The sequence below is a fragment of the Larkinella humicola genome, from assembly GCF_008727875.1.
Lineage (GTDB): Bacteria > Bacteroidota > Bacteroidia > Cytophagales > Spirosomataceae > Larkinella > Larkinella humicola.
The window spans coordinates 1-22647 of sequence record NZ_VTWS01000006.1; the positions used below are offsets into that span (position 1 = coordinate 1).

General features: G+C 52.2%; 20 protein-coding genes. 12 read left to right on the forward strand and 8 right to left on the reverse strand.

Annotated features, from left to right (window positions below; all coding sequences use genetic code 11):
* Window positions 1-225 precede the first annotated feature (225 nt).
* From F0P93_RS21555 to F0P93_RS21570, 4 genes are all read left to right on the forward strand, one after another.
* Window positions 226-1251, forward strand: coding sequence for a zinc-binding dehydrogenase (locus tag F0P93_RS21555; RefSeq protein WP_150879819.1), 1026 nt, complete (start codon window positions 226-228; stop codon window positions 1249-1251).
* 109 nt (window positions 1252-1360) lie between these two features.
* Window positions 1361-2137, forward strand: coding sequence for an SDR family NAD(P)-dependent oxidoreductase (locus F0P93_RS21560; protein ID WP_150879820.1), 777 nt, complete (start codon window positions 1361-1363; stop codon window positions 2135-2137).
* 110 nt (window positions 2138-2247) lie between these two features.
* On the forward strand, window positions 2248-3144 hold the full coding sequence (locus tag F0P93_RS21565; RefSeq protein WP_150879821.1) for a sugar phosphate isomerase/epimerase family protein: 897 nt from the start codon (window positions 2248-2250) through the stop codon (window positions 3142-3144).
* Window positions 3145-3187: 43 nt separating this feature from the next.
* Window positions 3188-5527 (forward strand): right-handed parallel beta-helix repeat-containing protein, encoded by a 2340-nt coding sequence (locus F0P93_RS21570; protein ID WP_150879822.1) that lies wholly within the window; start codon window positions 3188-3190, stop codon window positions 5525-5527.
* Window positions 5528-5736: 209 nt separating this feature from the next.
* On the opposite strand, the gene queG is transcribed toward F0P93_RS21570, so the two are convergent.
* Window positions 5737-6675, reverse strand: coding sequence for a tRNA epoxyqueuosine(34) reductase QueG (gene queG, locus F0P93_RS21575; protein ID WP_150879823.1), 939 nt, complete (start codon window positions 6673-6675; stop codon window positions 5737-5739).
* A gap of 193 nt (window positions 6676-6868) precedes the next feature.
* On the opposite strand from queG, the gene F0P93_RS21580 reads away from it, so the two are divergent.
* Both F0P93_RS21580 and dnaJ read left to right on the forward strand, forming a co-directional pair.
* Window positions 6869-7468, forward strand: a complete 600-nt coding sequence (locus F0P93_RS21580; RefSeq protein WP_150879824.1) for a nucleotide exchange factor GrpE — start codon at window positions 6869-6871, stop codon at window positions 7466-7468.
* Between the two features lie 89 nt (window positions 7469-7557).
* On the forward strand, window positions 7558-8700 hold the full coding sequence (dnaJ, locus tag F0P93_RS21585) for a molecular chaperone DnaJ (RefSeq protein WP_138992256.1): 1143 nt from the start codon (window positions 7558-7560) through the stop codon (window positions 8698-8700).
* A 135-nt stretch (window positions 8701-8835) separates the two neighbouring features.
* On the opposite strand, the gene F0P93_RS21590 is transcribed toward dnaJ, so the two are convergent.
* On the reverse strand, window positions 8836-11868 hold the full coding sequence (locus tag F0P93_RS21590) for a DUF2723 domain-containing protein (protein ID WP_150879825.1): 3033 nt from the start codon (window positions 11866-11868) through the stop codon (window positions 8836-8838).
* 275 nt (window positions 11869-12143) lie between these two features.
* Between F0P93_RS21590 and F0P93_RS21595 the strand changes: the two genes are divergently transcribed.
* Entirely contained in the window at window positions 12144-12431 is a 288-nt protein-coding gene (locus F0P93_RS21595) for a hypothetical protein (RefSeq protein ID WP_150879826.1), read from the forward strand.
* A gap of 79 nt (window positions 12432-12510) precedes the next feature.
* On the opposite strand, the gene F0P93_RS21600 is transcribed toward F0P93_RS21595, so the two are convergent.
* Window positions 12511-14640: a M3 family metallopeptidase gene (locus tag F0P93_RS21600; protein WP_150879827.1), complete on the reverse strand. Its 2130-nt coding sequence runs from the start codon at window positions 14638-14640 to the stop codon at window positions 12511-12513.
* A 96-nt stretch (window positions 14641-14736) separates the two neighbouring features.
* Entirely contained in the window at window positions 14737-15489 is a 753-nt protein-coding gene (locus tag F0P93_RS21605) for an FkbM family methyltransferase (protein ID WP_150879828.1), read from the reverse strand.
* A gap of 120 nt (window positions 15490-15609) precedes the next feature.
* Between F0P93_RS21605 and F0P93_RS21610 the strand changes: the two genes are divergently transcribed.
* From F0P93_RS21610 to F0P93_RS21625, 4 genes are all read left to right on the forward strand, one after another.
* A complete protein-coding gene (locus tag F0P93_RS21610; protein WP_150879829.1) occupies window positions 15610-17310 on the forward strand; it encodes a DUF6909 family protein in 1701 nt (566 codons plus the stop codon).
* A 100-nt stretch (window positions 17311-17410) separates the two neighbouring features.
* Window positions 17411-17914, forward strand: coding sequence for a hypothetical protein (locus F0P93_RS21615; protein ID WP_150879830.1), 504 nt, complete (start codon window positions 17411-17413; stop codon window positions 17912-17914).
* 17 nt (window positions 17915-17931) lie between these two features.
* Window positions 17932-18297: an iron chaperone gene (locus F0P93_RS21620; RefSeq protein WP_150879831.1), complete on the forward strand. Its 366-nt coding sequence runs from the start codon at window positions 17932-17934 to the stop codon at window positions 18295-18297.
* A gap of 21 nt (window positions 18298-18318) precedes the next feature.
* Window positions 18319-18732: a DUF6157 family protein gene (locus tag F0P93_RS21625; RefSeq protein WP_150879832.1), complete on the forward strand. Its 414-nt coding sequence runs from the start codon at window positions 18319-18321 to the stop codon at window positions 18730-18732.
* Window positions 18733-18944: 212 nt separating this feature from the next.
* On the opposite strand, the gene F0P93_RS21630 is transcribed toward F0P93_RS21625, so the two are convergent.
* The 3 genes from F0P93_RS21630 to F0P93_RS21640 form a co-directional block, all read right to left on the reverse strand.
* Window positions 18945-19340, reverse strand: a complete 396-nt coding sequence (locus F0P93_RS21630) for a T9SS type A sorting domain-containing protein (RefSeq protein ID WP_150879833.1) — start codon at window positions 19338-19340, stop codon at window positions 18945-18947.
* A 257-nt stretch (window positions 19341-19597) separates the two neighbouring features.
* On the reverse strand, window positions 19598-20050 hold the full coding sequence (locus F0P93_RS21635; RefSeq protein WP_150879834.1) for a YybH family protein: 453 nt from the start codon (window positions 20048-20050) through the stop codon (window positions 19598-19600).
* A 44-nt stretch (window positions 20051-20094) separates the two neighbouring features.
* Window positions 20095-20625, reverse strand: a complete 531-nt coding sequence (locus tag F0P93_RS21640; protein WP_150879835.1) for a YMGG-like glycine zipper-containing protein — start codon at window positions 20623-20625, stop codon at window positions 20095-20097.
* A gap of 188 nt (window positions 20626-20813) precedes the next feature.
* On the opposite strand from F0P93_RS21640, the gene F0P93_RS21645 reads away from it, so the two are divergent.
* Window positions 20814-21245: a VOC family protein gene (locus tag F0P93_RS21645; RefSeq protein ID WP_150879836.1), complete on the forward strand. Its 432-nt coding sequence runs from the start codon at window positions 20814-20816 to the stop codon at window positions 21243-21245.
* 81 nt (window positions 21246-21326) lie between these two features.
* Here F0P93_RS21645 and F0P93_RS21650 read toward each other — a convergent pair whose 3' ends face one another.
* A complete protein-coding gene (locus tag F0P93_RS21650; protein ID WP_150879837.1) occupies window positions 21327-22562 on the reverse strand; it encodes a multidrug effflux MFS transporter in 1236 nt (411 codons plus the stop codon).
* Window positions 22563-22647: the final 85 nt, after the last annotated feature.

The following is a 22647-nucleotide window of genomic DNA, read 5'->3' on the forward strand; positions in this document are numbered from 1 at the left end:
TTGCGTACCTCCGGCACGCCTGGAGTGCTCAGAATACCCATTTGCTATTAACATTCGACCCCTCCGGGGTCAATAATCTCATAGTTCATGTTAAATTTTAATCAACAAACGACTTTAGCAAGCCGATTAAAGCCCCCTTCAGGGACCGGGCCTACGATTTGATTGGGGCTTATTTAAAATCAGTTTTAGAAATAATTTATACGGTCTTTGAACCACACAAAATCAATGAAGTCTGCTGCTGTTGTCAATTATGCTCCCGAGAAAGGCTCGGTTGAAATTCGTGAAATTCCGAAACCGACCATTGGTGACGACGATGTGTTGCTGGAAGTCGCCAACGTCGGCGTCTGTGGTAGTGATCTCCATCAGTGGACCGCCGACCATAGCTGGCCGGTCAACTATCCCGTTGTGCTTGGTCACGAATTTGGCGGTCATATCGTCGAAGTGGGAAGCCGGGTCGTGGGCTGGAAAGAAGGCGACCGAGTCGTGAGCGAAACGGCCGCCATCATCGATCCCAACAACCCCATGACGCGTCAGGGTCTGTACAATCTGGACCCCACCCGCAAAGGCTTTGGCTACGGCGTCAATGGCGCCATGACCAAATTCGTGCGCGTGCCGATGCGCATTCTTCACCGCGTGCCGGACTCACTGGCGTTTGAAGAAGCCTGTCTGACCGAACCGTGTTGCGTGGCCTTCAACGCCGTGGTCGAAAATTCGCGGATCAAACCCGGCGACCGCGTCATTGTGCTGGGTCCGGGCACCATCGGCATTTTGTGTGCCGCCATGGCGCGGCTTTGCGGAGCCGAAGTGGCGGTGGTTGGTTTGGAAGCGGATCGTCATCGTCTGGCAATCGCCCAGCAATACGGCTGCGAAGCGATCATCGGCGATGCCACCGAATGGGCTAAAAAACGCGACGGGTTGGGAGCCGATTGCATCATTGATGCCGCCGGAGCCAGTATTACGCTCAAAATCGCGCTGCAACTGGTGCGCCCCAACGGCCACATCACCAAAGTGGGCTGGGGACCTCAACCACTCGGTTTTTCACTCGACGCGCTGGTGCAGAAAAACGTCACGCTTCAGGGCAGTTTCAGCCATAACTGGCCGATCTGGGAACGCGTTCTGGCATTGCTGACGAGTGGTCAGCTCGACGTCAAACCGATCATCGGGGGCGTTTGGCCCATCACTGAATGGCACGAAGCCTTTGAAAAAATGCACCATGGCGAAGTGATCAAAAGCGTTTTAAAACCAGTTTAAAATAGAATAAAGAGATGAGACAAGAGAAATGAGACTAAAAACGTATTCGTTAAAATCTCTTCAGACTCGCTTAGTCTCTTGTCTTTCTTCTCCTCTCTTTCCTCTCAGAATGCGCTTACAAGAGAAAGTCATCATCGTTACCGGCAGTTGTACGGGCATTGGGAAAGCCATTGCGAAACGCTGCGTCGAAGAAGGGGGCCGAGTCGTCATTCACGGTCTGGAGCCGGAACTGGGTCAGGAGGTTGTTGCTGAACTGGGTGCCGAAAATGCCGTTTTGCACATTGAAAATCTGGCCGTCGAAGGCGTTGCGGAACGGCTGGTTGCCCTCGCCGTGCAGACGTTCGGTCGGCTGGATGCCGTGGTCAACAACGCGGCCTGGGTCGCGTCTTCCAATATTCACACCACCGATCTGGCGTTTTTCCGGCAAATTCTGGAAGTAAACACACTCGCTCCGTTTGCCTTGATCCAGGCGGCTTTACCGTATCTGAAACCATCAAAAGGTTGTGTGCTGAACATTGGCTCGGTTAACGGCTGGAGCGGAGAACCGGATTTGATGGCCTACAGCGTGTCGAAAGGCGCACTGATGACACTAACCCGCAACCTCGGCGACACGCTTCACCGGGAAAACGGCGTTCGGGTGAACCAGATCAACCCCGGCTGGGTGCTGACCGAAAATGAGGCCCGGCGCAAACACGAACAAGGCCTGCCCGTCGACTGGTACAAGGACGTCCCCCCGGTTTTTGCGCCCTCCGGCCGGATTTTGTGGCCCGCCGAAATTGCCGCTGCGGCTGTCTACTGGTTGGCCGACGAGAGCGGCCCCATCAGTGGCCAAATCGTTGATCTGGAACAACATCCGCTTATCGGACGAAATCCACCAAAGAATTAACCGTTTACGGTATTCGGTTTACGGTATTCGGTAGCTGACGCGAGTTAAAAAAATGCGTCAGCTACCGAATACCGTAAACTGAATACTGAAAACTCTAAACCACTATTAAAATGCCAAAACTCGCTGCTTTTCCCAAAGCTTTTATGCAAGCCCTCTGCAAAGACGGCACGATGACGGTTTCTGAATGGATTGAACTCGCCGTCCAGCTCGACATCGACGGTCTGGAATGGTACGCCGGATTTCTGGAAATGGCCGACGAAGCCAACTGGTCACGGTTTCGCCAGCAGGTCGAATCGCACGGCAAAGTGATTCCGATGATGTGCTGCTCCCCGGATTTTACGCACCCCGATGCGGCTTTCCGCGCCAACGAAATTGCCAAACAGAAACGCTGGATCGATATGACCTACGCCCTGGGCGGTTCGTATTGCCGTGTTCTCTCCGGCCAGCGTCGGCCCGAACTCACCATCGATGAGGGCGTTAAACTGGCGGCTGAGTGCATCGAAGCCTGTTTGCCCTACGCCCGCGAACGCGGCATTACGCTCATCATCGAGAACCACTACAAAGACGATTTCTGGGAATACCCGGAATTTGCGCAGAAAATGGACGTGTTCTGCCAGTTGGTCGACGCCATTCATGACCCAAACTTTGGTGTGAACTACGATCCGAGCAATACGTTTCTGGCGGGGGAAGAACCGCTGGAGTTGCTGGCCCGCGTGGCTGATCGCGTGGTGACGATGCACGCCAGCGACCGGTTTTTGCTTTCCGGTACCATCGAAGACCTGCGCAACGAAGAAGGCGGTGCCGTGGGCTACGCCAAACGGTTGAGCCACGGCGAAATCGGCAAGGGCCTGAATGATTATGATGCTATTTTTACGATCTTGAAGGGCGTTGGCTTCGACGGCTGGATTAGCATCGAAGACGGAGTCGATGGCATGGCGCAACTGGAGCGCAGTGTGGCGTTTCTCCGCCGGAAAATGGCGCAGTACTGGCCGGAATCGGTGGATTGATGTCTAAAATCTGGCAGCGGTTTTTACTACAAATCAATACTTTATGACCAAATGGATCTGGCTCTCTCTTTCCTTGATTACGCTAACGGTTCGGGCGCAAAGCCGGTTTTACGTCGCTCCGTCGGGGAAAGATTCCAATCCCGGCACGATCGCGTTGCCGTTGGCCACGGTATCGAAAGCGTTGGAAAAAGTAAAAACCGCTCCCCACAATTCTGTTCAGATTTTTCTGCGGAAAGGCAACTATTATTTAGCCGAAACGGTGGTCATCAGGCCGGAAACGATGAACGGAAAAAACCTGACGATCATCGCTTTTCCGAATGAAAAGGTTCAAATTAGCGGTGGCCGGAAATTGGCGCTACGATGGCAGAAAACCGGTGCAACGACCTGGACCGCGCGCGTCGACGGCCCAGCTTTCGAACAATTGTTTCTCAACGGGAAAAAGCAGATTCTGGCGCGGTATCCGAATGATGACGCCAAAGCAAGGGTCTTCAACGGCACGGCTGCCGACGCCCTGAGTACACAACGGATCAGCCGGTGGAAGTCGCCCGAAGGCGGTTTTATTCATGCGCTCCACCAGGGCGAATGGGGGGATTTTCATTACCGGATTACCGGAAAATCGGGCGGGCAACTGCAACAGGAAGGCGGTTGGCAGAATAACCGCCCCGCTCCGCTGCACAAAACCGAGCGGTTTGTCGAGAATATTTTCGAAGAACTGGACGCGCCGGGCGAATGGTTTTACGACAAAAAAACCCAACTCCTCCACCTGATTCCGCTCCCGGGCGTTAATCCCAAAACCGCCACCGTAGAAGTTTCCCACCTGAAAAGCCTGATCGAATTAAGAGGAACACTGGAAAAACCGCTGCAACAGGTTCGCATTCAGGGTATTCGGTTTGTGAATGCGGAACGGACGTTCATGGAACCGTATGAGCCGCTGCTCCGAAGCGACTGGATGCTGTACCGGGGGGCTGCGGTGTATCTGGAGAATACCGAAAACTGCCGGATCGAAGCCTGCGAGTTTACCGATCTGGGCGGCAATGCACTGATGGTCAGTCGTTATAACCGAAAATCGGCTGTTGAAGGCTGTCATTTTCACCACATTGGAGCCAGTGCCATCAGTTTCGTGGGCGATTCATCGGCGGTGCGCGCTCCTGCTTTTCGGTATGAAAAGTTTATCCCGTACGGCCAGATGGATTTGACACCGGGGCCGAAAAATAACCGGTTTCCGTCCGAATGCGTGGCGGCTGATAACCTCATTCACGACATCGGGCAAATCGAAAAACAATCGGCGGGGGTGGAAATTGCGATGGCGTCCGGGATCATTGTTCGGCACAACACGATTTATCAGGTTCCCCGCGCCGGGATCAACATCGGCGATGGCACCTGGGGCGGTCATTTGCTGGAGTTTAATGACGTGTTCGATACGGTTCTGGAAACGGGCGATCACGGTGCCTTCAACTCCTGGGGCCGCGACCGGTTCTGGCACCCCAACCGGCAGACCATGGACAGTCTGGTGGCCGTTCACCCGGAATTGATTTTACTCGATGCCCAGAAAACCACGATCATCCGCAACAACCGGTTTCGCTGCGACCACGGCTGGGACATCGACCTGGACGACGGCAGCAGCAATTACCACATTTACAACAATGTTCTGCTAAACGGCGGGCTGAAATTTCGGGAAGGTTTTTACCGCATCGCCGAAAACAATATCCTGATTAACAATTCGTTTCACCCGCACGTCTGGTTCGCCAGCAGCGGTGACGTCTTCCGGAAAAACATCGTCATGCGGCCCTACGCGCCCATTGGCATCAAAGACTGGGGCAAGGACGTGGATGCGAATCTTTTTCTGGATCAGTCGGCATTACAAAAGGCGCAAAAGGACGGGACTGACCTTCACAGCGCTTCTGGTGATCCGGGTTTTGTTCAGCCTGAAAAAGGGAATTATCAGGTCAGCGCCACCAGTCCGGCTATAAAAACCGGCTTTCAGAATTTTCCGATGAACCAGTTTGGGGTTCAAAAACCGGCTTTGCGTGCTTTGGCCCGTTCTCCTAAACCCCCTATTTTATTAGACAGCCGGTTTGAAGAATCGGTGCAGGAAATGACCTGGCTGGGGGCTTCCCTCCGCAACGTGCGCGGCTTGGGCGACCGTTCGGCCTTCGGTTTGCCGGACGAAAAAGGCGTTATTGTGGTGGCGATTCCCACAGGCAGTCTGCTCGGAACCTCGGGGCTGAAACCCGGCGACGTGATCCGAACGGCGAATCAGGAAGAGACGCCCAACGTCGGTCGGCTGGTGGCCATTCAGCAACAGGTCAACTGGACGGGACAAATGGCGATAACCGTAATCCGTAACCAACAGATTGTCAAATTATTGATTCCAACAAAATAGCCCAAAGGGCTTTCATACCCTAGCCTCGCACACCGGGCGGGGACGTGTGGAAAAACGGATAATTATTCAAATTTGTCCAACCCTGAAAGGGTGGCATAATCATGGCCGGAAAATGATTCAACCCTTTCAGGGTTGGCGTTTGATCAATTGTCGCTCCAAATCCCCGCCCGGTGTGCGGGGCTAGGTATTAAAGCCCTTCGGGCTAGGGACTATTCACCCGTTTTTACAAACGAAATATTCCGTTTTAATCCTTCCAGTTTCGTTCGTTTAACGGCCGACCGGCGGAAAATCTCCTGAAAAATATCCTGGGTGATTTCTTCCCAATCGCTCCTAGTAAATTCCGCCAAAACCGGATTGGGGTCAAACGCCGGGGTCGTGTGGGGGCGGGAAAACCGGTTCCAGGGACAAACATCCTGACAAATGTCGCAGCCGAAAATCCAGTTTTCAAATTTCCCTTTTACCTCGTCCGGGATGGCGTCTTTAAGTTCGATGGTGAAATAGGAAATGCACTTGCTGCCGTCCACAACGTACGGATCGGTAATGGCATCGGTCGGGCAGGCATCGATGCAGCGGGTGCAGGTGCCGCAATAATCGGCGATGGGGCCATCGGCCACCAGTTCCAGATCCAGAATCAGTTCACCGATGAAGACAAAACTGCCCGTATCGCGGGTAATCAGGTTGGTGTGTTTACCGACCCAGCCCAGGCCGCTGCGTTTGGCCCAGACTTTGTCCATCACCGGGGCCGAATCGACAAAAAACCGCCCATTGACGTCGCCGATTTCCTCGTGAACAAAGGCCAGTAACTCCGCCAACTTTTCCTTGATAACAAAGTGATAATCTGTGCCGTAGGCGTATTTCGAGATTTTGTACCCGCCTTCTTCCTGCGCTACGGTTTTTTCGGGGTAGTAGTTCAGCAAAACCGTCACCACCGACTTCGCCCCGTCCACCAGAAGCCGGGGGTCGAGCCGTTTGTCGAAGTGATTGGCCATGTACCCCATCTTGCCGTGCATCTGCCGGTTGAGCCACGCTTCCAGCCGGGGGGCTTCTTCTTCCAGAAATTCGGCGTTGGAAACTCCGCAGAAATCGAAGCCTAGTTCAGTCGCTTTGGCTTTGAGCAAGCGGGTATGTTTTTGGATCACTGAAATCATAGTCGGGTTGAACCCAAGGCCGCTATTCCGGGGTTTTATCCGTACCGAAGCTGACACGTTACCGGGTTTCCTGTCAAAATTAACAGGCCCGGCCCACGAATAAAAATGCCATCTTGTCAGTATTCTAAAAATTGGCAACTAATTTGCGACTTTATCGGATACTATGTGGTGGCGACGAAATACAACCAAGCGTATGGAAAATAAAGAAACTTTGAATACTGAAGAGCAGGAAACGACGCAGCAACCTGACAATACCGCCCATGAAGCCAATGTCGTTTCGGAAGCTCCGACTGACAATACGTCGGACGACATCGAATCCGGTGCAACGGGCGAACAGGTGATTACCGAATTCGATAAAGTGAGTGTCGAACTGACTGATTTAAAGGATAAATACCTCCGCCTGTATGCCGATTTTGAAAATTTCCGTCGGCGCACGGCCAAGGAGAAAATCGACCTGATCTCCAACGCCAACGAGGGGTTGCTGGTGGCGTTGCTGCCGGTTCTCGACGATTTCGAACGGGCCTTGAAATCGGCAGAAAACACATCGGATGTCGAAGCGCTGAAAGCCGGGGTGAAATTGATCTTCAATAAATTTTATAAAGTTCTGGAATCCAAAGGCGTGAAGCCGATGGACTCGCTGGGCCAGGTTTTCAACCCGGATCTGCACGAGGCCATTACCCAGTTTCCGGCTCCCAGCGATGATCTGAAAGGAAAAATCATGGACGAAACGGAAAAAGGATACCTTCTGAATGACAAAGTGATCCGGTTTGCGAAAGTGATTTTAGGCTCCTGAACGATGACGATAGGCTAGAACGAGTAGACTGAACAGGACGGCTTTCCGCCCCTCCCCGTTCAGTCTACTCGTTTTTCAACGAACAATACATGGCTACGAAACGAGATTATTACGAAGTATTAGGGGTCGACAAAAACGCTTCGCCGGAAGAAGTTAAAAAAGCCTACCGGAAGATGGCGATCAAACACCACCCCGACAAAAATCCGGACGATCCCACCGCCGAAGACAAATTCAAGGAAGCCGCCGAAGCCTACGATGTGCTGAGCGATCCGCAGAAAAAAGCACGATATGATCAGTTTGGCCATGCCGGCATGAACGGCGCGGGCGGTGGTGGCCAGTCGATGGACGACATTTTCTCGCAGTTCGGCGATATTTTCGGCGACGACAGCCCCTTTGGCAGTTTCTTCGGCCGGGGTGGTCAGCAGCAGGGTCGGCGCGTCCGGCGCGGTTCGGATTTGCGGATTAAACTGAAGCTGAACCTGCAGGAAATCGCCAACGGTGTCGAGAAAAAAATTAAGGTAAAACGCCACGTTTCCTGTACGACCTGTGGTGGCAACGGTTCCAAAAACGGTACCGCCGTCACCACCTGTAACACCTGTAACGGTTCCGGCCAGGTTCGGAAAGTGGTCAATACGATGCTGGGTCAGATGGTTTCGACCAGCACCTGCCCGACCTGTAATGGCGAAGGCAAAATGGTCACCGACCGTTGCGACACCTGTTTCGGCGAAGGTCGTCTGTTGCAGGAAGACGTTATTCCCATCAAAATTCCGGCTGGCGTGGCCGAAGGCATTCAGCTTTCCGTAACCGGCAAAGGAAACGTTCCTCCGCGCGGGGGGGTGGCCGGTGATTTGCTGATTGTGGTAGAAGAAGAGGAAGACGACAACCTGAAACGCGACGGCAACAACGTGGTTTTTGATTTGCACGTCAACTTCGTCGATGCCACGTTAGGAACCTCCGTGGAAGTGCCAACGATCGACGGTCGCGCCCGAATCACCCTCGAACCGGGTACGCAGGGCGGCAAAATCCTCCGTCTGAAAGGCAAAGGCATCAAGGAGCTGAATGGCTACGGACGTGGGGATCAACTCATCCACATCAACATCTGGACGCCTAAAACACTCAGTTCCGAAGAACGCAGTATTCTGGAACGACTGCGAAACTCGCCTAACTTCCATCCCAAACCGGGAAAGAACGAAAAAGGGTTCTTCGATAAAATGAAAGACTTTTTCCACTGACATAAAAAATCCCGGCCAGTCTGGCCGGGATTTTTTATGTCAGTGGAAGACAAGAGAGGTGAGAATAGAGAGTAAAGATTTTACAATTTGATTTTCAAATCTTTACTCTCTATTCTCACCTCCCTTGTCTCCGGGTTATCCCAGCGCGTTCAAATGCTTCTGGAACAGCGCGTCGTATTTTTTCGCCAGCGCTTCGTTTTTGGTTTCGCGGAACGCGTTCACGATGGTTTGCAGGTTGTACAGATCAAAGTTGGCGTCGTCGCTGCCGCCACCGGTTTGCTTGATGTAGGTCAGACTCTGGTCGGCCCGGTTTGCGACCACATCGGCAATGGCCTGGGCGGTTTTCAGATCGCCTACTTCCAGCAGAATCCGGATGTAATTGGTCGAAATCTGGTCGTACGGAATGCTTTTGTCGGGAATGACCTGCAACGAATGGTTCAGCACTTCTTTGGCCTGGGCATTTTTTCCCTCGCGCATCAACTGATCGGCCAGCCGCAGGAACGCAATCCGGGCCGAAATAACCGGTGAACCACGGTACGTATCGTCGTAATACGAATTCGGGTTGTTCATTTCCCGCCAGAAGGTTTTCTTCATCATGTTGGTGTACATAACGTCGGAATTCACAAAACCGTCCGTTGCACTCGGCACCTGCACCGGCATCAACCGGAATGCATACCCTTCCAACTGCATGTGATCCTTCAGATTCAGATAATTCGATTGCCCCAGCGTAGTAGAGAAATAGATCGGCCGCTTCCAGTTATTGGTCGCGATGATATCGAGCATCACCAGATCCGGTTTGTAGATATCCTGTTTGCCATAATTCCAGACCACGGTATCTTTCACCATCGGCAGCAGGTTAGCCGGCACAAAACCGAGTTTCTGAACCTCCGCCTTGTCAACCGGCAGGAAGAACGTCGGCGACGGCAGAATGTTGGTCATTTCGCCGGTTGTCAGTGGCACCTGAATCGCCTGGTTGTTCTGTTTCACCAACCCGATGTATTCTTTCAGGTTGATGCCATTTTTCACCGCCGGGATTTCGTAAAACGGAATCACATCGTTTTTCCCTTTGTTGAACTGGGCAAATTCCAGCGAAATCGGCAACGCTTCAGACTCGTACGTTTTGCGTTTCATTTGCTGAATATACCACTCGGTGCCGAGCAGGCTCAGGTTACAAACCCGTACGTCGGTCCGGAAACCTTCGACTTCCTGGGCATACCACAAGGGGAACGTGTCATTATCACCACCCACAAACAGAATGGCGTTCGGAGCGCAGGAATTCAGGAGGTTTTTGGCAAAATCAACCGAATGGTAGCGGTTCGACCGGTCGTGGTTATCCCAGCTTTTGGCCGCCATCATCACCGGAACCAGCAAACACAGACCAGCGACGAGCCCCACACGCATCTTTTCATTCTTCAAGTAGGCCGCCAAACCGTCTACCAGTGCAACCACCCCCAGACCGATCCAGATGGCAAAGAAGTAGAATGAGCCTACGTAAATGTAATCCCGTTCACGCGGTTCGGAAGGCGGAGAGTTCAGGAAGATCTGCAACGCAATCCCGGTAAAGAAAAACAGCATCCCCACAATCAGCAGGTCTTTTGGCCGGCGGAAATATTGAATGACCATCCCGAACAAGCCCAGCAGAAACGGCAGCATGTAGAAGTTATCACGGGCTTTGTTGTCCTTGATCAGATCCGGAACACCATCGTCACTCGTCCAGGGCAGCAGATAGCCCGATCCTTCCTGATCACCGGCGCGTCCGGCAAAATTCCACATCAGATACCGCCAGTACATATGCCCCAACTGGTATTGAAAGAAGAATTGCAGGTTATCCCCCATCGTCACTTTCCGCGTGGGTTGCCCCTGCGCATCGAGCGGAATGTTTAGCATGCGGGAATACAGTTGCGGGTGGTTATTCTGGTTGCTGTAAATCCGCGGAAACAGCATTTGCTTGTCGCTGTCGTAGATGTATTCCGGCGCATAATCGAAGATTTTGTACTGGCCGTCGCGCTTTTCGTATTGTGGAGCGCCTTTTTTCTGATCGACGGGGCGCGAGAAAAACAACGGGCCGTAGCTGAGCGAGCGATTGCCGTATTGCTCGCGTTTGAGGTACGACACGAAATTGACCACATCGCTCGGGTTATTTTCGTTGATTGGCGTATTGAAATCCGACCGGATCAGCACCTGAATGTAGGACGCGTAACCAATCAAAACGAACGCCAGTCCCAGCAAAGCCGTGTTCAAAATGGGCCGGTTTTTGCGCGCCGACCAGATAATTCCGTAGATCAGTGCCCCGATAAAGACAATCGTGAAGATGATGATACCGGTTGTAAAGGGCATTCCGAACGTGTTAACGAAAAACCGTTCAACGGCAAAAGCCGCTGTGGGAAGCCCCGGAATGATGCCCGAGTTGATGATACCCAGAATGACCATCCCGACACCGAAGGAAATGATACCACCCCAAAGCGTAGTTTTCGGATTCTTCTTGAAATAGTAAATCAATGCCATGGCGGGCAGGGTCACCAGGTTCAGCAAGTGGACGCCGATGGAAAGACCGATCAGGTAGGCGATGAAAATCAGCCAGCGATTGGCGGCAGCCTCGTCTTCGATCAGCTCCCAACGGAAAGCCGCCCAGACGACAATGGCCGTAAAAAAGGAAGAAACCCCGTATACTTCGGCTTCAACGGCCGAAAACCAGAAGGTATCTGAAAACGTATAGACCAGGGCACCAACGACACCGGAACCGATCACCGTCCAGATTTCGGTCGGGGTCAGTTCATTGAATTGCTTGTTGATCAGTTTGCGGCCCAGCATGGTGATCGTCCAGAACAGAAACAGAATGGAGAACGCACTGGCGAGGACCGACATCATGTTGATCCAGTAGGCTACCTGGGTGACATCGCCGAGGGCCAGCATCGAGAAAACGCGGCCCGTCAGCAGGAAAAACGGCGCTCCCGGCGGGTGAGGCACCTGAAGTTTATAGGCACAGGCAATGAATTCGCCACAGTCCCAGAAGCTGGCCGTCCGCTCGACCGTCGACGCATACGTAAACAGCGCGATGGCGAAAAGCACCCAGCCGGTTATGTTGTTGATGCGTTTATACGAAAAACCGGATGCTTGCGGGGGCGTCCCGGAACGCACTGTAGATTCTGTTCCTCTGATGGTCTGCATTGGGGTAAGCGGTATATTTTCCCCAAAATTAACAAAATAAACCCCGCTTGACGCCGGTCAGGCCCGTTAAAGTTTGTTAAAGCCGTTTGGGAGGTCTTCTACCAGCTATTGCCGGTTGCTGCAACTTATGGACTAAAACCTACCCGTTATGGGTTTCGGGTAGCGAATGTGTAACCAAATCCGGTATTTCAATGCGCTATTCAATGACAGAGTGGGCAACCGGTTGTTCATTCTGACGATTGTCAGCCCGTTCACCAACCAACCCAACTACCCTTATGAAATCTCTTTTCAGACTTGGCGTTGCCATTGATTGCATGGCCGTTCTCTACGGTATTTACGATGCGCTGGCGGGCACCTTTTTGTGGCCGGAACTCTACGCCGGCAAAGGGCTGCTGGCAATTGCCCTCTGTGGCACCTTCGTGGCCCTGGCGATTTACGCGAAAACCCGCGACCAGGTTTCGCTGTCGACGGTCACGGCCCGGCTTCCGGCTTTTCCACTCCTGGGCTTCGGCCTGATGATGTTGCTGATTGCGGCTTCCAACCGGCTGAGTGCGAATAAGTGAAGTTATTTCGCAGAGGTTATCAGAGTTAAGCGGAGTTTTTCTCTGATAACCTCTGATTAACTCTGCGAAATAATCCTTTTTAAAGCGTCAGTCCGCTTCGGCGGAGCATGGCTTGCGGAGATGGTTCACGGCCCCGGAATTTCTTGTAAAGCTCCATCGGTTTTTCCGTCCCCCCTTTTTCCAGGACGTTCTTGCGGAATTTGTCGGCCACTTCCCGGCTCGACAGTCCTTTTTCCTTGAAGAACTCAAACGCATCAGCGTCCAGTACTTCCGACCATTTGTAGCTGTAATAACCGGCGGAATACCCACCGGCAAAGATGTGTGAGAACGCCGGACTGAAAGCCGTTCCCGGTACTTTCGGAAACAGATTTACCAGCGAATCGATGTGGGATTCGACCTGCTCGACGGTTTCCCCTTTCGGCGCACCGCCGTGCCAGTACATATCGACCAGCCCATAGCGCAACTGCGTCAGGTTGGCCATACCAGCCATGAAGTTCTGGCTCGCCCGGATTTTTTCGATCAAATCATTCGGAATCACTTCGCCCGTCTGGTAATGTTTGGCAAACAGTTTCAGCGCTTCCGGGTCGTAACACCAGTTTTCCATCACCTGCGAAGGCAGCTCCACAAAATCGCGGTACACGCTCGTTCCCGACAGGCTTTCGTATTTGCTGTTGGCCAGCATGCCGTGCAAACCGTGCCCAAATTCGTGGAAAAGCGTGGTTACCTCGTTGAAATTCAGCAGTGACGGTTTGGTTTCGGTGGGACGCGTGAAGTTGCAGACGTTAACAATGTGCGGGCGAATGTTCACGCCATTTTCCACTTTTTGCCCCTGAAGATCGTTCATCCAGGCCCCGCTGCGTTTGCCCGCCCGCGGGAAGTAATCGCCGTAAAAAACCGCCAGAAACTTGCCGTCCTGATCAAAAACATCGTAGGTTTTTACTTCCGGATTGTACGTCGGCACGTCTTTCCGCTCCTTGAACGTCAGGCCATACAGCTTGTTGGCAATTGTGAAGGCCCCTTCGATGACGTTTTCCAGTTTGAAATACGGTTTCAGAATTTCATCGTCGAGCGCGTATTTCTCCTTTTTCAGTTTTTCGGAATAGTAGTTATAATCCCAACGTTCCAGTCGTTCATCCTTAAAACCGTTCTGCTTCGCGTAGGTGGTCAGTTCGGTCATCTGCTTTTCGGCCACGGGTTTGGCGTAACCGGCCAGTTCGCTCAGAAACTGCTTCACTTTCTCCGGCGAACCCGCCATGCTTTCTTCCAGAATGAAATCGGCGTGCGTCTGGTAGCCCAACAGTTTGGCGCGGTCGTAGCGAAGCTGGACCAGTTTGCCGATAATTTGCTGGTTGTCGTTTTTGTCACTGTGGAAACCGCGTGAGTTATAGGCAATAAACAGCTTTTTCCTCAACTCCCGGTTGTCGGCGTACTGCATAAACGGCTGGTAGCTAGGAGCCTGCAAGGTAAATACCCAGCTGGTTTTCCCTTTCTGCGTTGCCGTGGCTTTGGCGGCTTCCCGCGCAAAGTCCGGCAAACCCGCCAGGTCCTTTTCGTCCGTCACTTCCATCAGGTATTCGTTCGTTTCGTTCAGCACATTTTCGCCAAACTGCAACGAAAACTGCGACAGGTCTTTGTTGATGGCCCGGAATTTGTCCTTATCGGCGGCTTTCAGATTGGCCCCGTTGCGGGCAAAACCTTTGTATGATTTTTCGAGCAGCATCCGGTCTTCGCCTTGCAGTTTCAGCTGATCCCGCTGGTCGTAAACGGTTTTGATGCGCTTGAACAGTTTCTCATTCAGGGAAATATCGTTGCCGTATTCCGTTAGCAAGGGCGAGGCTTCCCGCACAATTTTCTGCAATTCGGGGCTGGTTTCCGCGCTGTTCAGATTGAACAGCACCGACGACACCCGGTTCACCATATGACCGGCATTTTCGAGCGCGACCACGGTATTTTCAAACGTCGGCGCGGCCGGATTCGCCACAATGGCGTCGATTTCCTTCCGGCCCATCGCCATGGCTTCTTTCAGAGCGGGCAGGTAATGGTCATTTTTAATCAGATCAAACGGCACCGTCTCGTGCGGTGTTTTGAACGGTTGCAATAGCGGATTTTCACTCATTTTGGCTTTTTCGGGAGAAGGCTGTGCTAAAAGTGCCGGGGTCAAAGCCGCCAGCAGCACCGCCGTTTGGGTCATTTTTCGAAGTGTAAACATTTTGATTTGCTGATGGAGTTTCTCGCAGTTTACAAAAGTACGGAAATTTAGAAAAGGAATTCCGGACAAGCGGGATTTGTGCTTGAGCAGTGGTAATCAGGCGGTCACGTCCTGCCGAACGTAAACATCGTACTCCCCCGCCGACGTTTTTCGGTACGAATAAGCCGACGTAGCCGCCAGAAAACTGGCCGAACTGCCCGGTTTCATCCACTCGTGGAGTTCAACCACCAGCACCTGAACGGTGGGAAGCCACAACTCGGTATTAGTCCGAAACACTTCTGATTCGCTGCCTTCAATATCCAGCTTGACAACGTCGAACGGTTTGCCGCCATTCTGCTGAATCAGACCCTCGATGGATTCGGCCCGCACCGAACCGGGCGTCGGGGTGTCGGTTTCTTCCACCGTAAACCCCCATTCTCCTCCCCCCGCATCCCGAATTTCCAGGTGCGTCGGGCGCGACCACAAACCAGCTTTCACGGCGCGAATCGTTTCATAAGCCGCAATGTTCTGCTGAAGGATTTTAAAGTTTTCGCTTTCCGGTTCCACCGAAAGAATCTGCATTTGCGGGTAGCGATTGGCAAAATACACGGCCGCCAGACCGATGTTGCCCCCGCCATCGAGAAAATTGGTCGGCGCAAACCCCAATTCGACAGCGTCGTATTCGCCATACACAAAAATGTTGTTGAACACGTTACGGTCTGAGGTCCCCAACCGAACAAAAATCGGGTGTTTCACCTGCGGAATCCGAATCCGAACGACGCGCTTTCGCTTCGATTTGAGCAGGAAATAGAGCGCAAGCCCTTTAAAAAAACCAAATCGATTGAGATAGAGAGGTAGTTTGCTTTTCATTGTGCGATAAAAGCGCCAGGGTAATGGCTCTGTTCAGCAAATAAAATGAATTATTCAAAAGTGGAATGAAAGACAAGTCAAATTCAAACATTTATCTTGCAGCTACTTATCTACTTCACGATGAACACCGAGTATTCGCCCCCCCTGACCCGCGCTCAGGAATCCCGTCTGGCCATTGAAAAACTCTATATCACAATGCGGCACCTGTTCAACCGGGGGTTTTACAAACCGTCCGGCGTATCGGGTGAAGAAATCCGGCAGGCTCTGCTAACCCTCCGGCCCGAGATTTACGGTTCAGTCAACGACCCGCAACGGGTTGAATTAGACGGCCTTGTATACGTTATGGACCGCTTGCCAAAGGGCATCGAAGCCTGCCGGGTCATCACGCTGGTGTCGCGTGAAGGGTTCGAGCATTCGCGGTTTCCGGTGCTCGTGCCGGCCAAACGCCGACGGAACTGCTACCGCGTCGATGACGAGCAAATGGTGATCGAGGTCACGAACGGCCGCAGCGAAATCTACGACATTCTGACTCACCTCACCTTTCTGTTTATGGAAGCCGACAAAATCCGGCGGAATGTGTTCGTCGACCGGGGCAATAAACTCCGCGAATGGGAAAAACTGGAGGCCATTATCCAGTCTGGCGGAACCGTCAAGGAAGACGAACAGGAACTGGCTCTGATGTACCTGAGTTCGATTCTGGGCCGGACGTTTGAAGAAACGCAGCAGGCCTACCACCGGTTTGCGGAAAACGCCGGAACCAACAACGGTTTGTTCCAGATTGTCTATGGACTGGGCTGCGTGTCGGTACGGGAAATTCAGGAGAAAAAAGTCGACCGTGAAATCAACTTCACGCCCATGCTGCGGGAGCGCGTCGGACAGCACCTGTACGGTGAACGCTGGGCCACCCGCATCAAACATTACATTCAGACCAACGGCTGGCAAAACCGCCCGATCCACGTCATCAGCGCCAATCCGCACAGCGTTGTCAACTGCCTGTATGCCCCGGCCGCGCTGGCCGAAGTGACGTCCTGGGACAACCTCTATGAGCTGGCCTACAAACTTAGCCAGCCTGCGCAACAGGAACTCCGCCAGCAGGTGATCGAATTTGCCGAAGCCCACGGCTTGCACGAACTGGAGGATTTGGGGGGCACGAATCTGCTGGTGCAAGTGATCGATACTGCCCAACTCGATGCTACGAAATTGTCGCCGGAGATTGCTCACAACCCGGTTTTGATTCAGGAAACCCAGCCGCTGCTGCTGGTGATGGACTACGCGTTTGGCGAACAGGCTTTTGAAACGATGGACGAATTGCTGAAACCGTATGACCACGGCGACGAGTCGTTCGCGCTGAATGTGGCCTCGATCTCGATCATGGGCAAAGCCGGTATTCTGACCGGCGACAAAGGCGACCTGATGATTCCGACTTCGCACATTTTTGAGGGAACCGCCGACAACTACCCGCTGGAAAACGATTTTTCCATTGCTGATTTTGCCGGTTTTGGCATCGATGCCTACGAGGGCGCGATGATTACGGTGTTGGGAACGTCGTTGCAGAACAAAGACATTCTGTCGTATTTCAAAAACTCGTCCTGGAAAGCCGTCGGGCTCGAAATGGAGGGCGCGCATTACCAGAAAGCGATTCAGTCACACGCCAAAATCCGGGGCAGCGTACAGCCCAGCATGAAGGTGCGGTATGCCTATTACGCGTCGGACAACCCGTTGCTCACGGGGGCGACGCTGGCCTCCGGGAGTTTGGGGACGCTGGGCGTAAAACCGACGTATTTGATTACAATAAAGTGTTTGGAGAAGATTTTGGGATAGGAACACAGATTGAACGGGTCAAAATGGATTTTAATCTGTGATAATCCGTTTAAATCCGTTCAATCCGCGTTCCTTTCCCAAAACGAAAAAACAGGAAGAAATGAAACCAAACCCCTTTCAAACCTATTTCCTAACCTGTTTTCTTCTGCTCATCCCCATTCTGCTCTGGAATCTGGCCTTTTCGAATCAACTGCCGCCCGTTTTTCAACCTGCGGTATTTTGGAAGGATATCCCTCCGTTTTTAGCTTTCGGCGAAAACGGCCTGAGGTTTCTAGTCTTTGGATTGGCTTACCTGATGCCATTTTCGCTGGTGTCAAGGACCCGGAAAACCGGTTTTATTGTGTATGGGGCCGGCCTGTTCCTCTACTTTTCCTCGTGGCTCGTCCTGCTCTATGCACCCGATAGTCCGTGGAGCCACAGCCTTTGGGGCTTTCTGGCTCCCGCTTACACGCCATTTGTCTGGTTAATGGGCATCGGACTGATTGGCCGCTCGTTTTCTTTCAATCTGACCTATCGACCTTGGATTTTCGGAGCGGTTTCAGTACTTTTTCTCGTATTTCATCTCTCACACTCCTTCCTGGTCTATAAAAGACTTCATGGATAGAAAACCCTTTTCCGCGTATGAACAAACCCGCCAGCATCGACGCCTACATCGCCGGATTTCCAGCCGAAACGCAGGAACTGCTGCAACAAATTCGGGAAAGTGTTCAGAAAGCGGCCCCCGATGCGGAAGAAACCATTAGCTACAACATGCCGACGTTCAGGCTGAACGGTTATCTGATTCATTTTGCGGCCCATAAAAACCACATCGGGATGTACCCGGCCCCCAAAGGCAACGACGCTTTTCAGGAAGCCATCGCGCCCTATAAAGGATCGAAAAGCACGGTTCAGTTTGCGTATAATAAACCACTGCCGCTGGCCCTGATCACCGATCTCATCCAATTCAGAATTGCAGAAACCGGCGGAAAACTGTTGCAAAACCCGTAAAAGCTCCAATCAACGTTCCTTATGAAAATTCATACCACCAATTTCACCAACACGCTCATTGCCATTGCCGACGACTGCCCCGCAAGCCGGGGAGAAATTCCACCGCAGAAAGGTGACGCCAAATCGGTGGCTACGATGCAGTTTGAGATGCTGAGCCGAAATCCATATCAATACACGTCGGATGATGTCTTGTTTCAGGTATATGTCCAACGGAACGACCTCACGGAAAGTGAACGGCCAGCCGCCCGCCAGCAGTTCTTTTCCAAAGGACAGCCGTGTTTTCGGGCTTCTCCCCTGACCAAACGCTACGGCTGGGGCGTTCACAGCGACGAAAACGGGCGAATTGCGTTGCTGGGTTGCGACACAGAAGACTATGAGAAATTATCCCGTGACAAGAATCTTCAGGTTGTAAAAGCCATGAAATCAAGCCGTTAATTTCTGCAACTGGTCGTCCGATTAAAATCAAAAAACAAATCCCGGCAAGCTGTCGGGATTTGTGGCGTTAACTCTAAATCGTTGAAACAGAATCTATCGGAAGTCCTTAGTCTGTTTGGATTACCCAATGAACATGAGAATACGAAAGAGTTGCAAAGCTACTTCGAATCCTGTTGCGTCCGGGTTATCAAATCATGAAGGATTTCCGCCAATTACTTCAAACTCACTTCACGGTGCGCTACTTCAACGGGGGTGCTGGTTTGCACTTTCACGGTTTTGACGTCGGTTTTGACCCCGTCGGAAACTTCTACTTTGTAAATCCCGTCTTCCAGGTTGTTGAGGTCAAACCGGATGATCGACGATTCGTTGTCTTTGCCCAGTTTTAAAACTGTCAGCGTTTGACCGGCTTCGTTCACCAACCGGATATCGACTTTACTGTCTTTCGGTTTGCTGACGTTCACACTCACCTTCATGCTGTTGATCATCGGATAAACCGCCGATTGAAACGTGGATTTGGGGTCGGCATTTTCTTTGTTGTCAGCGGCAAACGCGACTGAAGACGTACTAAGAACCAAAGCAAGCAGTGCGGAAGTGAATAAGGCTTTCATCGTATGGGTTGTTTAAGGATGTTGTTAGTGTTTGTTGTTACTGCCGTTTTCCGGCCGGTGCGACGTTGCCGCCGTTTTGATGATTCAAAGGTAATTACTCCGTAAGGTACCTTGCTATACATAGTACTTTGGCGGTATAAATACCGGGATGAATGGTTGGTGGCCGGGATGAACAAAAGAAATCGCCCGCACCAACAACCAGCGGGTTGTCAATACGGGCGATGAAACCCAAAGAAACACGTAAGAAATACTGATTCTTACTTCACCCGAACCGGCAGGTCTTCCAGTTGGGCATAACTAAGCTTCCAGGTGTTGTCGGCTCCTTTTTTCCAGAGCAGCAGGTAGTTTCCTTCACCTGTTCCGTGCGGTTCGTCCGGGTTGGCGGGCAACACGTCGACGGAGAACGTTCCGGCTTCGTAAGCGGTTTGCTGATCGGTTGACGAACTGACGGTAAACGTTTTCAGGTCGTCCAGCGAAGGCAAGGTGGCCCGAACCCATTTCGTGGCGACTTCGGACTTGCCCTGCAAATGGCTGTTTCCTTGAACAAACTGGACGTCGTCGGCCAGAAAACCGACAATTTTGTCAGCCTCTTTCGTATTCCAGGCCGAGATAAACTGCTTATTCAGTTCCTGTACATTGACAGGTTCACTGGCGGGCGAGCAAGCCGTAGTCAGTGCTGCCAGCATAGCTATTGCGATGAATGCTTTCATGGTGTTTGCGATTTTAAGGTGAGATGAACGAATACGGATCGATGTTACCAGCTTTTCTGGCGGTATTCCGTCGCTCCATACGGCGCCGTCTGATCCCCGTAATACGGATTAGGCAGATAGCCCTGGTTCAGGACATACAGGGCCGGATTGTTCTCGGTTTCCGACTTCTGCACCGGTTGAACGGCACTAAAGGTCGGTTTTGTAGCCGATACTGCAGGTCTGGCTGCCAAAGCGGTGCGTTTTGTAATCGAAGGAGCGGCTCCCTTGCTGGTGGCCAGCGGCTGCTGCTCTGCCGCCCGACGACCGGCTTCCTGCCAGGCCGCCTTCTTACGCTTGTTGTCGATGTGTTTGCCGACAGCATACCCGGCAGCACCACCCACTACCCCACCGATGACTCCACCCACCACACGGTTCCGTTTGTTGATAATGGCTCCGGCGGCCGCGCCGGTTCCGGCTCCAATGGCCGTTCCTTTGGCTTGGGGGCTCCAGCTTTTCAGAATTTGAGCCTCCATCGAATGCCCCGCCATCAGGATCACCAGCAGGATCAAGATAAAACTATTATGATTCGTTTTCATAGCGTTTCATGTTAAGTTGAATGAACTATAGACACACTCAAGTGACAATAGTTTAAAAAACGGTAACAATAAAGAAATGTTTGATGCGCAAAAAGTCGCAATCGACCCGGTCAATGTCGCAGTCATACACCCCTGAAAATCCGGATCGGCGGTACCTTTGTCAGGTAAACTTTAAACCACAAATACACATGGCCACTCAAATTTTTGTAAACCTGCCCGTTAAAGACCTGGACAAATCCATCGCGTTTTTTACCCAATTGGGCTACCGCTTCAATCCCCAGTTTACGGACGAAAAAGCTACCTGCATGATCATCAGCGAAGCTATTTTTGTGATGCTGCTGGTGGAACCGTTCTTCCAGTCATTCACCAAAAAAGCAATTGCCGATTCGACCAAAACCACTGAATCGATCATCTGCCTTTCTGCCGAAAGCCGGGAGGCTGTCGATGAACTGGTCAGCAAAGCGGTGGCGGCTGGTGGAAAAACGCCGAATGAAAAACAGGATCAGGGCTTTATGTACGGACACGGTTTTGAGGACCTGGACGGACACCTGTGGGAAGTAATGTGGATGGACCCCAGCGCCATCGGGCAAGACCAACCGGCGGCCGAAGCCAGTAAGTAACCAATACATCAATTTGTAACGCATAAAAAAACCGTAGCGAGCCACGCTACGGTTTTTTTATGCGTTTGATAGAATCCTATCTTATAACGCCACCTCCGAAAGTGATTCTTCAAAACCGGCTTTCTTCGCCCGGTAATGAATCACCCGTTGTCCTGTCATGAAAATAACCAAACCACTGAACACGCAGACCAGCATCGTACCTACCATCGGGATGGCGGTGTGGTTATGGAAAACACTGACGGCCGCGGAAACCAGCGCACCAAAGCCCATCCGGAAGCTGCCCATCAGTGCGGCCGCGCTGCCTGCATGACGGGAAAAAGGAGCCAGCGAAAGTGCCGAGGCATTGGGGCCGGTCAATCCCTGTCCAGCGAGGAACAAAAACAACATGGCGATCAATCCGTAAGGGCCAAACCAGCCCGCCCAGGTTCCCCAAACCATCAACAACCCCACGGTGGATTGGTAAATCAGTGTGGCATGAATGATCTGCTCGCTCCGAAACCGCTTCAGCAGAACGTGGTTCAGTTGCGTCGGAGCAATCATGCTAATGGCTAAAAAGGCAAACATCCAGCCGTATTGCTGCTCACTGATCCGGTAGATGTTCATAAAGACATCGGGTGAGCCGGAAATATAAGCGAAAGGAGCCGACGTGGCAATCCCGCCCACCAGCGTGTAAGTCAAAAACTGGGGATGTTTTGCCACCGTCAGAAAGCTAGTCAGAACGGCTTTGGGGCGGAGCGACAAGGACGGGTCGGCCTGTTTTCCATCGGGTAAAACGAAATAAATGGCGACCAGAATCAGAGCCGTGATGCCCGCCAGAATCAGGAAAATGGAATGCCAGCCCAGGGCGACCGTCGCATAACCGCCCACCGTGGGCGCAATCATCGGCGAAATGGCCAGCACCAGCGTCAGCAACGAAAAAACCTGGGCAATCTGCGATACCGGAAACAAGTCACGCACCAGCGCCTGGGCTGCCACCAACCCGACACAGCCCCCAACAGCCTGCAAAAGCCGCATCAAAATCAGGGTTTCGATCGACGTTGTCTGCGCACAGCCAATCGAGGCCAGTAAATACAGCACCAGCCCCGCATACAAGGGGCGTTTCCGGCCATAGCGATCCAGCAACGGTCCATACAGGAGTTGCCCCACCGAAATACCAATCAGGTAAGCCGTCAGGGAAAGCTGCACCTGTTCAATGGTGGTGTTGAGGCTTTTCGCAATGGCCGGAAAACCCGGCAGATACATGTCGATGGAAAATGGACTGATTGTAGTGAGCGTTCCTAAAATCAGGATCACAATAAAATGCTGTCGGCGCGTCATGAACTGCGGAAGAGGTTCTTACTAAAGTACGCTCAACCACGGATGATTGTTCCCATTTTTGCATTTTTTTTAGAAAACCGCCCGA